The following is a 16,587-nucleotide window of genomic DNA, read 5'->3' as shown; positions in this document are numbered from 1 at the left end:
GCACGCCATGAACGTATTGTCTTCCGTCGACACCAAGAAAGCCGAGGCTGCCGAGATCGTGGACGAGCTCTGGTACAAGGACGCCATCATCTATCAGCTCCACGTCAAGGCGTTTGCCGACAGCAATCAGGACGGCATCGGCGATTTCGCAGGGCTGACAGAGAAGCTGCCTTATCTCCAGGAGCTCGGCGTCACCGCGCTGTGGCTGCTGCCGTTCTATCCTTCGCCCGGCCGCGACGACGGCTACGACATCGCCGACTACGGCGCGGTCAATCCCGATTTCGGGACGATGAAGGATTTCAAGCGCTTCATCCAGGAAGCGCAGAAGCGCGGGCTGCGCGTCATCACCGAGCTCGTCGTCAACCACACCTCGGACCAGCACAATTGGTTCAAGCGCGCGCGCCGCAGCCCTCCGGGCTCGAGCGCCCGCAACTGGTATGTCTGGAGCGACACCGACCAGAAATACCAGGGCACCCGCATCATCTTCACCGACACCGAGAAGTCGAACTGGACCTGGGATCACGAGGCCGGCGCTTTCTACTGGCACCGCTTCTTCTCGCACCAGCCGGATCTCAATTTCGACAATCCGCGCGTCGTCAGCGCCCTGATCCAGGTAATGAAGCGCTGGCTCGATGCCGGTGTCGACGGCTTCCGTCTGGACGCCATTCCCTATCTCTGCGAGCGCGAAGGCACCTCGAACGAGAACCTTCCCGAGACGCATGCCATCATCAAGCGGCTGCGCCACGAGCTGGATTCCTACTCCAAGGGCAAGCTGCTGCTGGCCGAGGCCAATCAATGGCCGGAGGACGTGCAGGAATATTTCGGCCGCGGCGACGAGTGCCACATGGCCTACCACTTCCCGCTGATGCCGCGCATCTACATGGCGATCGCCCAGGAGGACCGCTTCCCGATCACCGACATCCTGCGCCAGACGCCGGACATTCCCGCGAGCTGCCAATGGGCGCTGTTCCTGCGCAACCATGACGAGCTGACGCTGGAGATGGTGACCGACGTCGAGCGCGACTACCTGTGGACCACCTACGCCAACGATCCACGTGCCCGCATCAATGTCGGCATCCGCCGGCGCCTCGCGCCGCTGATGGACAACGACCGGCGCAAGATCGAGCTGATGAACTCGCTGCTGCTGTCCTTCCCGGGAACGCCGATCATCTATTACGGCGACGAGATCGGGATGGGCGACAACATCTATCTCGGCGACCGCAACGGCGTGCGCACGCCGATGCAGTGGAGCCCGGATCGCAACGGCGGCTTCTCGCGCTGCGACCCGGCCCGCCTCTATGCGCCGCTGATCATGGATCCGGTCTACGGCTACGAATCGGTGAACGTGGAGGCGCAGTCGCGCAGCCTGTCCTCGCTGCTCAGCGCGACCAAGCGCCTGATCTCGGTGCGCAAATCGACGCTCGCCTTCGGCCGCGGCACCATGACCTTCATCCGCCCGGCCAACCGCGCCGTGCTGGCCTATGTCCGACAGTACCGCGACGAGGTGATCCTTTGCGTCGCCAACCTGTCGCGGGCGGCCCAGGCGACCGAGCTCGATCTGTCGCCCTGGAAGGACCGCATCCCGCAGGAGATGCTCGGCCGCACGCGTTTTCCGGCGATCGGCGAACTGCCCTACATGGTCACGCTGGGGCCCTATGGCTTCTACTGGTTCCAGCTCACCGAGCGCGACAAGTCCGAGCCGGTGACGCCGCGCGCGGTGCCGGAATTCGAGACGCTGGTGGTGCCGGTGAACTCGACCTGGGTGTCGCTGGCGCGCGAGCGGGGCGTGTTCGAGCACGAGGTGCTGCCGGGATTCCTGTCGCGCACGCGCTGGTATCCCGAGCACAATCCCAAGCACATCAAGCCGACGCTGACCTCGGCGGTGCCGTTCTGCGACATCGGCGACAACAGGCCTTGGATCGCGTTTTTCGAGGCGGCGCAGGGCGACGTCACCACGCGCTACGTGCTGCCGATGCAGATCGAATGGGTGCGTTTCGACCGCGAACGCTTCAATCCCAGGGCACTCGCCGCCGTACGTCAGGGTGCCCGCGAAGGGACGCTGCTGGATGTGGCAACCGAGCAGATCTTCATTGGCCTGTTCCTGCGCAATCTGTCGCAGAACCTGGTGGTGGAAGAAAACAATCTGCGGCTGGACTTCAAGGCGACCAGCCGGTTTGCCGAGTACACCATCAAGGAGCCCGAACGCATCCGCGCGATCGAACAGTCGAACAGCACCGCGCTGGTCGACAATCAATATGTCGCCAAGATCTATCGCCAGCTCGAAGCCGGTATCAATCCCGAGATCGAGATCGGCTCCTACCTCACCGAAATCGCCCGCTTTGCCAATACGCCGGCACTGCTCGGCAGCGTCGAACTGGTCGAAGACGACCGTCGCAGCGCAGTCGGCGTGCTGCACGCCTATGTCGAGAACCAGGGCGACGGCTGGGGCGTCACTGCGGGCTATCTCGACCGCTATATCGACGAGCAGCGGGTGCTGCCACCGGGCGAGATGCCCCGCGAGACCCAGGAGCAAGCGCCCTATCTGCACTTCATTACGCAGATCGGCCGACGGCTCGCCGAGCTGCATGTGGCTCTGGCCGCCGCAAAGCCCGGCGATCTCGCGCCGGAGCCGATTGGCTCCGCACACATCAAGCGCTGGTCATCCGAGCTCAAGGCACGGGCCGAGCGGGTTTTCGAGCGGCTGGCCGCCAGCACCGACAGCCTGCGGGAGGTGGACCGACCGCTGATCAATCAGCTCGCCGCGGAGCGCGCGTCCCTGTCCGGCCGGCTCAGCGCGCTACTACCTGCCGGGATCGGCGGGTTGAACATCCGTCATCATGGCGACTTCCGCCTCGGGCAAACTCTGATCGTGAAGGACGATATCTTCATCATCGACTTCGACGGAGATCCGCGTTTGCCGCTGGCGGAGAAGCGGCGCAAGCTGCCTGCGGCGCGCGACGTTGCCGGCCTGATCCGCTCGATTGATCTTTCGGTTAACGCGGCGCTCCACCGCGCGCTCACGGGTGCTTCCGACGAACAGGGCCGGCTTACGGCTGCGCTCGACGAATGGCGCGAGCGCACCACCGCGACGTTCCTCACCGCCTACCGCGAAGCCATGACCGATCGGCGGCTGTGGCCGGAAGATCCGCAATCCGCGGCAGGCCTGTTAAGGTTTTTCCTGCTTGATCAAGCGTTCGAGGAAGTAGAGTACGAGCTGTCCCACCGGCCTGAGGGGCTCCATGCGCCGCTGTCCGGACTGCTTCGCATTCTGTCCAGTATCGAGAGCGAAGCCCATGCCTAAACTCCCTGCCGAGGCCTATGCGATCATCGAGGGTCGCCACTCCGATCCCTTCCACTATCTCGGGCTGCATCCCGAGGGCGACAAGAGCGTGGTGCGCGCGTTTCTTCCCGATGCTTCCAATGTCGAGGCGGTGGGCGAGCACGGCGAGGTGGCGAAGCTCGATCGCGTCCATGATGCCGGCCTGTTCATCGGCGCTCTTCCGAACGGCGCGAAGCACTATCAGCTCCGCGCGAAGTTCGGCGACAACGTCATCGAATTCGAGGACACCTATCGCTTTCCGCCGATCCTGACCGATTTCGACCTCTATCTGCTCGGCGAAGGCACGCACCAGCGCCTTTACGACAAGCTCGGCGCGCATCCGATGCGGCTCGACGGCATCGATGGCATCGGCTTCGTGGTGCTGGCGCCCAATGCCCGGCGTGTCTCCGTGGTCGGCGACTTCAATTTCTGGGACGGACGCCGCCATCCGATGCGGGTGCGCGGCGCGGGTTATTGGGAATTGTTCATCCCGCACGCCAAGGCGGGCGACCACTACAAGTTCGAAATTATCGGACCGCATGGCCATCTGCTTCCGCTGAAGTCCGATCCGATGGCCTTTGCAAGCGAGGTGCGGCCGAAGACCGCTTCCATCGTGTTCGACGAAGCACATCTGCCCCGGCCGCGACCGGCACCCGACGGCATCAACGCGTTGTCTGCGCCGATATCGATCTACGAGGTCCATCTCGGCTCGTGGCGGCGCAAGAACGGCAATGAATGGCTGACCTATCGCGAACTGGCCGAGCAGCTGCCGGCCTACGCCCGCGACATGGGCTTCACCCATCTCGAATTCCTCCCCGTCAGCGAGCATCCTTTCGACGGCTCATGGGGCTATCAGCCGACTGGCCTGTATGCGCCGACCAGCCGCTTCGGCACGCCGGAGGATTTTGCTGCACTGGTCGATGCCTGCCACCGCGAGGGCGTCGGCGTGCTGCTCGACTGGGTGCCCGGCCACTTCCCGGACGATCCGCACGGGCTCGGCAGCTTTGACGGCACAGCGCTGTACGAGCACGCCAATCCGCTCCAGGGCCGGCATCTCGATTGGGGTACGCTGATCTACAATTACGGCCGCACCGAAGTCACGAACTTCCTGGTGTCCAACGCGCTGTTCTGGCTCGAGCGCTACGCGATCGACGGACTGCGCGTCGATGCCGTCGCGTCCATGCTCTACCTCGACTACAGCCGTCCGCCCGGCGCGTGGATTCCGAACCAGCATGGCGGCCGGGAGAACATCGAGGCGATCGCGTTCCTGCGCCGCTTCAACACCGAGCTGTTCGCACGTTTCCCGCAGGCGACCACGGCCGCCGAAGAGTCCACCGCCTGGCCGCAGGTCTCGCGCCCGGTAGAATTCGGCGGGCTCGGCTTCGGCTACAAGTGGAACATGGGCTGGATGCACGACACGCTGAACTACATCAGCAAGGATCCGATCCACCGCAAGCATCATCACGGCGACATCCTGTTCGGCCTGCACTACGCCTTCTCGGAGAATTTCGTCCTGCCGCTGTCGCATGACGAAGTCGTGCACGGCAAGCGCTCGATCCTCGGGCGTATGCCCGGAGACGAATGGCAGCGCTTCGCGAATTTGCGCGCCTATTACAGCTTCATGTTCGGCCATCCCGGCAAGAAGCTGCTGTTCATGGGCGCCGAAATCGCACAAAGCCGCGAATGGAATCACGACCAGTCGCTCGACTGGCACTTGCTCGAGTACAAGCCCCATTCAGGCATCCAGGCGCTGATCCGCGATCTCAACCGGCTCTATCGCGCGGTGCCGGCGCTGCACCAGATGGACTGCGAGCAGGCCGGGTTCGAATGGCTGATCACCGACGACGCCAACCGCAACGTCTTCGCATGGCTGCGCAAGGGATTTGACGAGCACGCCCGGTGCATGGTGATCGTCAACTTCTCACCCAACGTCTATCGCAACTACCGCGTTCGCGCGCCCCTCAGTGGCAAGTGGAAGGAAGTGTTCAACTCCGACTCCGCCCATTACGGCGGCAGCAATGTCGGCAATATCGGCGAAGTCCACGCCGTCAATGGCGAGCTCCGCCTCACCATTCCGCCGCTCGCCGCGATCTTCCTCGTTCCGGAAAGCTGAACGATGCGCCTGACTGCTGGATCGCCCGCACGCCTCGGCGCAAGCTGGGACGGACGCGGCACCAATTTCGCGCTGTTCTCCGCCAACGCGCAGAAGGTCGAGCTGTGCCTGTTTGACATGCAGGGCCGCCGCGAACTCGAGCGCGTCGAGCTGCCGGAGCGCACCGAGGATGTCTGGCACGGCTATCTCAACGACGTCTCGCCCGGCCAGCTCTACGGCTACCGCGTGCATGGCCCCTACGAGCCCGAACAAGGCCACCGCTTCAACGCCAACAAGCTCCTGCTAGACCCCTATGCCAAGCGGCTTTCCGGGCGGCTGGTCTGGAGTGACGCGCATTTCGCCTATCGCACCGGAAGCCCGCGCGAGGATCTGTCGTTCGACCGGCGCGACAACGCGCGCGGCATGCCCAAGGCTGTCGTCGTCGACGAGACCTTCAACTGGGGCCGCCGCGAGATCCGGCCCAACATTCCCTGGGAAGACACCATCATCTACGAGGCCCACGTCAAGGGACTGACACAGAAGCGCGACGACGTCCCGCCGAATTTGCGCGGCACCTATGGCGGCCTGTCCTCACCGGCGATGATCGAGCACCTGAAGAAGCTCGGCGTCACCACCGTTGAGCTCCTGCCGGTGCACAGTTTCGTCGATGACCGCATCCTGGTGGAGAAGAAGCTCGCCAATTACTGGGGCTACAACACCTTGTCCTTCTTCGCGCCCGAGCAGCGCTACGCCCAGGACAACGCCCTCGATTCCTTCCGCACCACCGTCGCACGCCTGCACGATGCCGGCATCGAGGTGATGCTCGACGTCGTCTACAACCACACAGCCGAGGGCAATCATCTCGGCCCGACGCTGTGCTACCGCGGCATCGACAACGCCTCCTATTACTGGCTGAACCGCGAGAACCCGCGCTACTACGACGATTTTACCGGCTGCGGCTCGTCGGTGAACCTCACCCATCCGCGCGTGCTGCAGATGGTGATGGATTCCCTGCGCTACTGGGTCGAGGTCTGCCACGTCGACGGCTTCCGTTTCGACCTCGCCACCACGCTGGCGCGCGGGCCGAACGGTTATGATCGCGGCAGCTCGTTCCTGACCGCGATACGCCAGGACCCGGTGCTGGCGAGCGTCAAGCTCGTCGCCGAACCCTGGGACCTCGGCCTTGGCGGCTACCAGGTCGGCGCATTTCCTTCACAATGGTCGGAGTGGAACGACCGTTATCGCAGCGCTATGCGCCGCTACTGGAGCGGCGAAGGCAGCCTGATCGGCGACATCTCCAGCCGCATGACGGCGTCCTCCGACCTGTTCAACCACGACGGACGGCGGCCGCGCGCCAGCGTCAACCACATCACCGTGCATGACGGTTTCACCCTCGCCGATCTCTTCAGCTACAACGAGAAGCACAACGAGGCCAATGGCGAGGACAATCGCGACGGCTCCAACGACAACCACAGCAACAATTGCGGTGTCGAGGGCCCGACCGACGATCCCCAAATCGTCAGCTTGCGCCGGCAGCTTCGCAAGAACGTACTGGCTTGCCTCATGTTGGCGCAGGGCATTCCGCTGATCCTCGCCGGCGACGAGGTCGGGAATTCGCAATCAGGCAACAACAACGCCTATTGCCAGGACAACGAGGTTGGCTGGGTCGGCTGGGACAATCTCGGCAAGGACGGCGACGACATGGTCGATTTCGTCGCCGAGCTCGCCGATATCCGCCGCCGGTTCTCGCAGCTTCGCAGCCATCGCTGGCTCGACGGCCGCCCCAAGGACGGCATCTCCTACGGCGCGCTGTGGCTGACGCCGGCCGGCGACGAAATGACGGAAAGCGACTGGAAATTCCCGGAAGGGCGGTTCCTCTCCTATGTGATGGGGCCGATGGAACCGGGCAGCGCCGCGATCTTTATCGTACTCAACGCAGCCCCCGAAGAGATCGCATTCAAATTGCCAAAATTGACCGAATACAAGAGCTGGCAGCAAATCCTGAACACGACCGACGCCAAGCTGAACACGGTCGACTTCCTGCCCGGAAGCGACAGCAAGGCGCCGCCGCGCTCCGTGCTCGCTTTCGCGGGGGCGCTATGAGGCCATCCTTCGGGGCGAGGCCGACGAAGGACGGCGTGTCGTTCCGGCTGTGGGCGCCTGCAGCGCGTCGTGTCGATCTCCTGCTCGACAGACGACACGCGATGCAGCGCCGGCAGGATGGCTGGTATGTCGCCGAGATTGCCAATCTGCCCGTCGGCAGCAACTACAAATTCAGGATCGACGACGAGATCGACGTGCCGGATCCGGCGTCTGCATTCCAACCCGACGACGTGTCCGGCCCGAGCGAGGTGATCGATCATGACGCCTTCGCCTGGCGCACGCCCGATTGGCGCGGGCGTCCCTGGGAAGAGACGGTACTGATCGAGACGCATGTCGGCACCTTCACTGCGGAAGGCACCTATCGTGCCATGATCGACAAGCTCGATCATCTCGTAGCGACCGGCATCACCGCGGTCGAGCTGATGCCGCTGGCCGACTTCGCCGGTCGTCGCGGCTGGGGTTATGATGGCGTGCTGTGGTACGCGCCCGACAGCGCTTATGGTCATCCCGATGATTTGAAGGCGCTGATCGACGAAGCCCATCTGCGCGGGCTGATGGTGTTCCTCGACGTCGTCTACAATCATTTCGGCCCCGAGGGAAATTACCTCGGCCGCTACGCGTCCGCCTTCTTCACCGACGCGCACACGCCATGGGGCAGTGCGATCGATTATCGCGTGCCGCAGGTTCGCGCTTTTGCCGTCGAGAACGCGCTGTCGTGGCTCAGCGACTATCGCTTCGACGGCCTGAGGCTTGATGCCGCCAATCACATCATGGCGATCCCCGGCGAGCAATCGATGCTGCAGGACCTCAGCGTCGCCGCGGGCGAGCTTGCCAAGGCCACGGGACGGCATATCCATCTCGTGCTGGAGAACGGCGACAACCGCGCGAGCCTGCTCGACGCCGCGCAGGAGCCTCCGAACGGCAAATATCGCGCCCAGTGGAACGACGACTACCACCACGTCTGGCACGTGATGCTGACGGGCGAGCTCGCTGGTTATTACGCGGACTATCAAACACCGCGCCTCGATCTCGCACGCGCGCTCGCCTCCGGCTTCGTCTATCAGGGCGAAATCTCTGAATTCTGGGGCAAGAAGCCGCGCGGCGAGAAGAGTGACGCGCTGCCGCCGGCAACCTTCGTCAATTTCCTGCAAAACCACGACCAGATCGGCAACCGGCCGCTCGGCGACCGGCTCGAAAGCCTGGCATCGCCCAAGCAGATCGAAGCAGCACTCGCGGTGACCCTGCTCGCGCCGATGGTGCCGATGCTGTTTCAGGGCGAGGAGTGGGGCTCCACCGTGCCCTTCCCGTTCTTCTGTGACTTCCAGGGCGGACTGGCTGATGCCGTCCGCAAGGGGCGCAGGCAGGAATACGCCTGGGCCTATGAAAAGTACGGCGACGACGTGCCCGACCCGCTCGATCCGGCAACGCTGCGATCGGCCGTGCTCGACTGGAGCGGCCACACGCCGGAGCAGGATGCACGCCTCGCGCTGGTGCGGGAGCTGCTCGCACTCCGCCACAAGGAGGTCGCGCCACGACTGAAAGGTGCGCGCTTCGGTGATGCCGCCGTGGCCGATAGCGGGCTGCTCACCGCACATTGGCACATGGGGGATGGCGCGACGTTGCGCCTCGTGGCCAATCTCTCCGACAAGGACGCCGCATATTCCGACGACGGTGTGGGGACCCTGATCTGGGGCGGCGCGACCGGCGATCGGCTTGCGCCCTGGTCGGTGGTCTGGCGCCTCGGAGGTTGACATGCCTCCAGCCATTCCTCTCGCAACCTACCGGCTTCAGCTCACCGCGGATTTCGATTTCGACAGGGCCGCCGCAGTCGTGCCCTACCTGAAGGCGCTGGGGATCACGCATCTCTACACCTCGCCGGTGATGAAGGCCCGCAAGGGCTCGACCCACGGCTATGACACCGTCGATCACAGCCAGTTCAATCCGGAGCTCGGCGGCGAGGCCGGCTTCGCGCGGCTGAGCGAAGCACTGACGCGACACGACCTCGGCCTCATCATCGACTTCGTACCGAACCATGTCGGCGTGCACTTTGCTGACAATCCCTGGTGGCTGGACGTGCTGGAATGGGGCCAGGCCTCGCCGCACGCCGTCTCCTTCGATATCGACTGGGATCAACTAGCTTTCCGCGCCCGTGGCGGCGTGCTGCTGCCGATCCTCGGAGCGTCCTATGGCGAAGCGCTCGAGAGCGGCGATATCGAGCTGCGCTACGATCCGGCCGAAGGCAGTTTTTCCGCCTGGTATTTCGAGCATCGATTGCCGATCGCGCCGGAGCGCTATGGCGAGATGCTGCGGATGATCGTGAAGGAAGCCGACGCCGCCGAAACCGAGGCCGGCAAGCGCCTGCTGTCGCTGGCGGCCCGCTACACGGGACTGCGGCGCCCCAACCGCAAGGAAGCGCCCGGCTTCAAGGCGGAGCTCAAAGAGATCGCAGGCGACGCCGACATCATCGCGCGCGGCCTCGGCGCCTATCGCGCCGCCAAGGACCGCCCCGCACAGACGCTGGCGCTGCATCATTTGCTGGAGCGCCAGCACTACAAGCTCGGGCACTGGCGGCTTGCCTCCAGCGACATCAATTATCGCCGCTTCTTCGACGTCAACGGGCTCGCCGGCATGCGCGTCGAGGATCCCGGCACGTTCGCCGCCACGCACCGGCTGGTGAAGCAACTCATTGCCGACGGCAAACTGCAGGGCATCCGGCTCGATCATATCGACGGCCTGCGCGATCCCGCGCAATATTGCCAGCGGCTGCGCCGGCTGGTGCGCGACGCCCAGGGCACCACAAAGCCGTTCTATACGGTGATCGAGAAAATCCTGTGCGAGCACGAGCGCCTGCCGCATTTCGCCGGCGTCCAGGGCACCACCGGCTATGAGTGGATGAACGCCATCACTCACGTTCTGGTCGACGCCAAGGGGCTGGAGGCCCTGGACGAAATCTGGCGGCAGATCAGCAACCGGCCGCCGCGGCTCGCGCCTTATGTCAAGGACGCCAAACGGCGCGTGCTGGAGACGCTGCTGACTAGCGAATTCACGGTTCTGACGCGCCTGCTTGCGCGCATCGCCAACGGGCACTACTCGACCCGCGACTTTTCCGCCGACAGCCTGCGGCAGGCGCTCGAGCTCTACGTGCTGCATTTCCCGGTGTACCGCACCTATTTGACGACAAGCGCGCCGACCGCGAACGATCGCAAGCTGATCGACGACACCATCGAGGCCGCTCGCCAGGAATGGTTCGCCGCAGACGAAGGCATTTTCGACTTCCTGCGCGACGCGCTCACCATGGATCTGCTCAAGCCTAGCCGTCCCCCGCACAGCGCCCCGCGCGTGCGCCGCTTTGCGCTGAAGGTGCAGCAGTTCACCGGGCCGATGATGGCAAAGTCGCTGGAGGACACTGCCTTCTATCAGTTTCACCGGCTGCTCGCCCTGAACGAAGTGGGCGGCGATCCCGCGAGCAAGGGCCTCACCATTCCCGCTTTCCACGAGACCATGCAGGCCCGCGCCAGGGAATGGCCGCAAGGGATGACGGCGACCGCCACGCACGACACCAAACGTGGCGAGGACGCCCGCGCGCGGATCGCTGCCTTAAGTGAAATTCCCGGCGAATGGACCAGCGCCGTGGCACGCTGGAAAGTCCTGAACGCGCCGCACCTCGCGCTCGACGGCAATCTGCGCGCTCCGTCGGCCACGTTCGAATACATGCTCTACCAGACCCTGCTCGGCGCCTGGCCGCTTGGGGAGTCGGCCGAAGCCGGCTTCGTCGCGCGTATCCAAGCCTATGCGCTCAAGGCCGCGCGCGAGGGCAAGGAGGAGACCAGCTGGCTCAACCCGCACGAGGCCTACGAGAGCGGCGTCAAGAGCTTCATCGCGAAGATCCTCGATCCCGCGCAATCAGGCGAGTTCCTGGAGGCGCTGCAAACCCTGGCTCGCCGCGTCGCGCTGCTCGGCGCGCTGAACGCGCTGAGCCAGCTCACGCTCAAAGCGACTCTGCCGGGCGTGCCCGATTTCTATCAGGGGACCGAATTCTGGGACCTGTCGCTGGTCGATCCCGACAACCGCCGCCCGGTGGATTTTTCCGCGCGACACGCGGCGCTGGGCACGCTGGACAATCCGGATTGGAATCACCTGATCAAGAGCTGGCCGGACGGCCAGCTCAAGCTGGCCTGGACGCGGCACCTGCTCAAGCTGCGCAACGAGTTGTCCGACGTCTTCGCGCGAGGCGACTACCAGCCGCTTCAGGTGCGGGGCGCACATGCCGACCATGTCGTGGCCTTTGCCCGCCGCCACGGCCGTACTGCTGCGATCGTCATTGTCGGGCGCCACTTCGCACCTTTCACGCAAGCAGGACGCGAATGGCCGGCGCTCGATGAGGCCGACGCCACCATCGACGTCACGGGCTACAGCATGCCGGGTTTCGCCGGCAACGATCTGCCGCTCGCGCAGGCGCTTCGCGGTTTTCCCGCTTCGGTCATCCCGGCGCGGCCCGTGGACGCGGCGAAACCGGTGCGACAGCGCACCCGCGCTTGAACGCTAGCTCTTCCCGTCTTTGCCCAACAGCAGCTGGCCGCGTTTGCGGATCGTGGCCTGCGCCATCTCGGCAAAGCGCTGCAACAGCCAGGGCAACACCACCTGCACCTTGACATGATCGTCGGCGACATCGACCTGGCCGCTCGCAATCTGCCCGAGCGCGCGGATGCGGAAATTCATGCTGTCGCCGTTCCAGCGCTCCTCCTCGACCTGCATCACCGGAATGCTGGCGGCAGCACGGCCGAGCCCGGTCTTGAGCCGGCGTACCGCCTCCTCGCGGCCGAGGCGGTGGGGAATAGAGACGACAAGCGGTGCTGACATGGCTCTGCCCCGTTAGTGATTGAACCTCACATAATCATGCCCACCGGTACCACAAAGGTTCCATGCAAGTTGAGCGTGCACGCCGTGTTTCATAGGCGGAACTATAAAACCTGCGGCAAGTTGCCCTGGCACAACGGGACAGGTTGCAAGAGACCCTTCAACGAAGGGCTGGAGGAGATTTGGCATGTCTATCGGTACGATCATTCTGATCATTTTGGTCATCGCGCTGCTCGGCGGCTTCAGCGGCATCGGCGGCGGCCCGTTCTACGGCACCGGCTATTACGGCGGCGGCGGTCTCGGGCTCGTCATCGTGATCCTGCTGATCCTGCTCCTGCTGGGACGGATCTAGCCGGGTTCGGTAGGGTGGGTTAGCCGCAAGGCGTAACCCACCTTTTTTCTCTCCGCGTCAACAGAAGTGGTGGGTTACGCTTCGCTAACCCACCCTACTTCGTTTTCCCCGCGAGCTTCTTGATCGCTGCCTTGATCGACACGGCCGCATCGTCATAACCATCCCACGCCTTCGACCGCGGCAGCAGCCCCGGCACCGCCCGCAACGTATAGCGCTTCGGATCGAGATCGGTCTTCACCTGCGCCCAGGTGAGCGGCATCGACACGGTGGCGCCGGCGCGTGCACGCGGCGACAGCGGTGCCACCGCCGTCGACATGCGATCGTTGCGCAAATAGTCCAGGAAGATCTTTCCATTGCGCAGCTTCTTCGACATGTTGAGCAGATAGCGCTCGGGAGCGTCGTCCGCCATCCACTGGCAAACGCCTTGTGCGAAGGCCTTGGCCTCTTTCCAGCTCACCTGATCGCGCGCGCCATGACGCAGCGGTACCACGACGTGCAGGCCCTTGCCGCCGGTGGTCTTGCAGAAGCTTTCCATGCCGATGTCGGTCAGCCGCTGCCGCATCTCCTTGGCGGCCTCGACGACCTCGGCGAAGACGACGTCGGGCGCGGGATCGAGATCGAACACCAGCCGGCCCGGGGTATCGTAGGCGTAGGGCGCACAATTCCAGGGATGCAGCTCGACACCGCCGATCTGCGCTACGGCGGCGAGCCCCTCGATTCGATCAATCTGCAAATAGGGTTTGCGATCGCCGGAGACCCTTGCGAGCTCCAGAAGATTCGATGTCCCCTGCATGGCGTGACGCTGGAAAAAGCATTCGCCCTTGATGCCGTCAGGGGCGCGGATCAGCGAGCACGGCCGGCCCTTGAGATGCGCGATCATCCATTCGCCGACGGCTTCGAGATAGCGGGCGAGGTCCAGCTTGGTGACGGGATTGCCATTGCCATCGTCCGGCCAGAGCTCCTTGTCCGGCTTGGAGATGACGACTCCCATCACTTCGGCACTGCCGCCGGCCTGGGCCGTTCGTGCGCCGGTCTTCGCTTTCGCGCGCGGCTTCGTCGAGGGCTCGGCAAGCTCGGTATCGACCGGTGTCTCAGCCTCCACCTCCTCCGCCGGCTTGTCCTGCCGCAGACCCTTGAAGGCGGCCTGGCGGATATTCCCGTCGGCGGTGAAGCCGGCGAACTCGATCTCGGCCACGAGCTCCGGCTTCAGCCAGTGCACCTCGCGCGTCTTTTTCGGTGCATTCTTGCCGCCAAAGGGGCTTTGCTTCGCCTCCATGGCCTTCAAGGACGGCATGATGCGCTTGACCTTGTCGGCGCCGAAACCGGTGCCGACCATGCCGACGAACGCGAGATGGTCACCGCGGTGCACGCCGGCCATCAGCGAGCGGAATTTGCCATTGGTGGTCTTGTAGCCGCCGATCACGACCTCATGGCCGGCGCGGCATTTTGCCTTGGTCCAGCTTTCCGTCCGCCCCGAACGATAGGGCGCGTCGAGCTTCTTCGACACCACGCCCTCGAGCTCGAGCTTGCAGGCCGATTGCAGCACGGCGTCGCCGCCGCTTTCGAAATGCTCGACATAGCGAATCTGGCTCGATTTGCGCTTGCGCGCCTCCAGCAGCTCCTTCAACCGCGCCTTGCGCTCGCCGAGCGGCAGCCGGCGGTAATCGAGACCCTCCGCAAACAGCAGGTCGAACGCAAAGAAGATCAGCTCCTCGGTCTTGCCGTCCGACAGCGCCGCCTGGAGCGACGAAAAGTTCGGTGCCCCATTATGGTCGAGCGCGACGATCTCGCCGTCGATCATCATGTCCGGTAACGCGCCTGCTTCTTTCGCGATGCTCGCGAATTTTTCGGTCCAGTCGAGGCCTTTGCGCGTCTTCAACGTCGCCTTGCCGCCCTCGACCCGCAGCTGCACGCGGTAGCCGTCGAACTTGATCTCGTGGCACCAGCCATCGCCGCCCGGCGGGCGCTCGACCGACGTGCAGAGCTGCGGCGCGACGAAGTCCGGCATCTCCGCCGCGTTCTTCGCGGTCGTTGCGGTCGTGGCTTTCTTCTTTGCCGTCCTGCCGGCCTTCAACGCCGCGCGCGGCGCCGGCTTGACCGTGCGCCCTTTCGCCTCGTCCGCCCGATCGGACTGCCAGACCGCGTCGGCCTTGGCCTTGGTGCCCTTCGCCAGCATGAACGGTTTTGGCGCGCGCCCCTTGCCTCCGGCGATCTGCTCCATCGCGCGCCCTGAGGCGACCGACTTGTCCTCCTCGAGAATGTCGTTGTCTGCGCCCTCGCGAACATATTCGTCGCGATGCTTGATCAAGAGCCAATTGGTCCGTTTGCCGCCGGTGCGATCGTTGCGCATGCGCACCAGGACCCAGCTGCCGTGCAGCTTCTCGCCATGCAGTGTGAATTTCAGATCGCCCTTCTTGAAACCGCGTTCGGGATCTTCGGATTCCCAGGTGCCGCGGTCCCACAGCATGACCGTGCCGCCGCCGTACTGGCCCTCCGGAATCGTGCCCTCGAAGTCGCCATAGTCGAGCGGGTGATCCTCGACCTCGACGGCCAGCCGCTTGTCGTGCGGATCAAGCGAGGGCCCTTTCGTTACTGCCCATGACTTGAAGACGCCGTCGAACTCGAGCCGCAGATCGTAGTGCAGCCGCGTGGCGTCATGCTTCTGAATCACGAAGCGGCGCTGCTTCGACGGCGCCACCGCGGTCTTGCCCGACGGCTCCGGCGTCTTCTCGAAATCACGTTTCTGTCGATACTTGGAGAGCTTTTGCAGCACGACTGGTCCCGGATTCTCTTTGGCGTGAAAGCCTATCACGGCCCGCATCCCACCCGGAACCAAAACCCCGCGGGACGGTTGGGGTTCCAAAATGACTCGCAGACGCTGGAGAACGGAATGGCACCGCGCGCCTATTGGAAGGGAACGTTGAAGCTCTCGCTGGTCAGTTGTCCCGTTGTGCTTTATCCGGCGACCACCGCGGCCGAGAAGACGCGGTTTCACATGATCAACCGCGAGACCGGCAACCGGTTGAAGCAGCAGATGATCGACGCCGAGACCGGCGACGTCGTCGAGAGCGACCAGAAGGGCCGCGGCTACGAGCTGCGCAAGGGCAAATATGTCGAGATCGAGCCAGAGGAGCTCGAAGCGGTCCAGATCGAGAGCAATCACACCATCGACATCGAGAGCTTTGTGCCGAGCGACGAGATCGACCAGCGCTACCTCAACCATCCCTACTACATCGCGCCCGACGGCAAGGCCGCGGTCGATGCTTTTGCCGTGATCCGCGACGCCATGAAGGACCAGGATCGCGTCGCGCTGGCCAAGATCGTGCTCACCAATCGCGAGCACATCATCGCGATCGAGCCGCTCGGCAAGGGCCTGCTCGGCACCACGCTGCGCTTCCCCTACGAACTGCGCGACGAGGACCAGTTCTTCGACGACATCAAGAGCCCGAAGATCACCAAGGACATGGTTGAGCTCGCCGGCCATATCCTCCAGACCAAGGCTTCCCATTTCGATCCCAGCAAGTTCAAGGACGACTACGAGAACGCGCTGAAGGCCCTGGTGAAGCGCAAGGCCAGCGGCAAGACAATCGAGCTGCCGGAGCCCGAGGAGAAGCCGAGCAACGTCGTCAGCCTGATGGATGCGCTGAAGCAGAGCTTGAAGGGACGCGGCGGAAAGAAGACGGCGGCGAAGTCCCATGCGCGCCGGGCATCGGGGCGAACGAGGGTCGCGAAGAAGACGCATCGCTCGACGGCGCGGCAGAGGAAGGCGAGCTGAGGAGACTGCTCGCCTAATTCTAGATCTCGTAGGGTGGGCAAAGCGGAGCGTGCCCACCATTATGCGCACTGCGACCGAAATGGTGGGCA

Annotated in this window: 9 protein-coding genes; 7 read left to right on the top strand and 2 right to left on the bottom strand. The window is 64.1% G+C overall.

Annotation, left to right across the window (positions count from 1 at the left end):
• The first annotated feature begins 7 nt into the window (after positions 1 to 7).
• From treS to treY, 5 genes are read left to right on the top strand one after another with little or no spacing between them, the layout of a single operon-like run.
• On the top strand, positions 8 to 3,301 hold the full coding sequence (treS, locus tag ABIB90_RS21985) for a maltose alpha-D-glucosyltransferase (protein ID WP_354201352.1): 3,294 nt from the start codon (positions 8 to 10) through the stop codon (positions 3,299 to 3,301).
• Positions 3,294 to 5,432 carry a 1,4-alpha-glucan branching protein GlgB gene (gene glgB, locus ABIB90_RS21980; protein WP_354201351.1) on the top strand — a complete coding sequence of 713 codons (2,139 nt, stop codon included), beginning with the start codon at positions 3,294 to 3,296 and terminating at the stop codon, positions 5,430 to 5,432. Before treS ends, glgB begins: the two co-directional genes overlap by 8 nt.
• Before the next feature lie 3 nt (positions 5,433 to 5,435).
• Positions 5,436 to 7,514: a glycogen debranching protein GlgX gene (gene glgX, locus ABIB90_RS21975; RefSeq protein WP_007595729.1), complete on the top strand. Its 2,079-nt coding sequence runs from the start codon at positions 5,436 to 5,438 to the stop codon at positions 7,512 to 7,514.
• Entirely contained in the window at positions 7,511 to 9,265 is a 1,755-nt protein-coding gene (gene treZ, locus ABIB90_RS21970; RefSeq protein ID WP_354201350.1) for a malto-oligosyltrehalose trehalohydrolase, read from the top strand. Before glgX ends, treZ begins: the two co-directional genes overlap by 4 nt.
• A gap of 1 nt (position 9,266) precedes the next feature.
• Positions 9,267 to 12,053, top strand: coding sequence for a malto-oligosyltrehalose synthase (gene treY, locus ABIB90_RS21965; protein WP_354201349.1), 2,787 nt, complete (start codon positions 9,267 to 9,269; stop codon positions 12,051 to 12,053).
• Between the two features lie 3 nt (positions 12,054 to 12,056).
• Here the strand turns inward: treY and ABIB90_RS21960 are convergent, their stop codons facing one another.
• Positions 12,057 to 12,374, bottom strand: a complete 318-nt coding sequence (locus ABIB90_RS21960; RefSeq protein ID WP_007613819.1) for a polyhydroxyalkanoic acid system family protein — start codon at positions 12,372 to 12,374, stop codon at positions 12,057 to 12,059.
• A 184-nt stretch (positions 12,375 to 12,558) separates the two neighbouring features.
• Here ABIB90_RS21960 and ABIB90_RS21955 point away from each other — a divergent pair, with 184 nt between their 5' ends.
• The gene (locus ABIB90_RS21955; RefSeq protein WP_007595743.1) at positions 12,559 to 12,723 is read left to right on the top strand and encodes a DUF3309 family protein; all 165 of its coding nucleotides are present in this window, start codon (positions 12,559 to 12,561) and stop codon (positions 12,721 to 12,723) included.
• Between the two features lie 94 nt (positions 12,724 to 12,817).
• Here the strand turns inward: ABIB90_RS21955 and ligD are convergent, their stop codons facing one another.
• Positions 12,818 to 15,496 (bottom strand): DNA ligase D, encoded by a 2,679-nt coding sequence (ligD, locus tag ABIB90_RS21950; protein WP_354201407.1) that lies wholly within the window; start codon positions 15,494 to 15,496, stop codon positions 12,818 to 12,820.
• A gap of 117 nt (positions 15,497 to 15,613) precedes the next feature.
• On the opposite strand from ligD, the gene ku reads away from it, so the two are divergent.
• Positions 15,614 to 16,498 (top strand): non-homologous end joining protein Ku, encoded by an 885-nt coding sequence (ku, locus tag ABIB90_RS21945; RefSeq protein WP_354201348.1) that lies wholly within the window; start codon positions 15,614 to 15,616, stop codon positions 16,496 to 16,498.
• The last annotated feature ends 89 nt before the right edge of the window (positions 16,499 to 16,587 follow it).

Origin of the sequence: Bradyrhizobium sp. JR4.1, from assembly GCF_040548605.1 — a bacterium.
Lineage (GTDB): Bacteria > Pseudomonadota > Alphaproteobacteria > Rhizobiales > Xanthobacteraceae > Bradyrhizobium > Bradyrhizobium canariense.
This window is presented reverse-complemented; position numbering and strand designations above follow the sequence as displayed.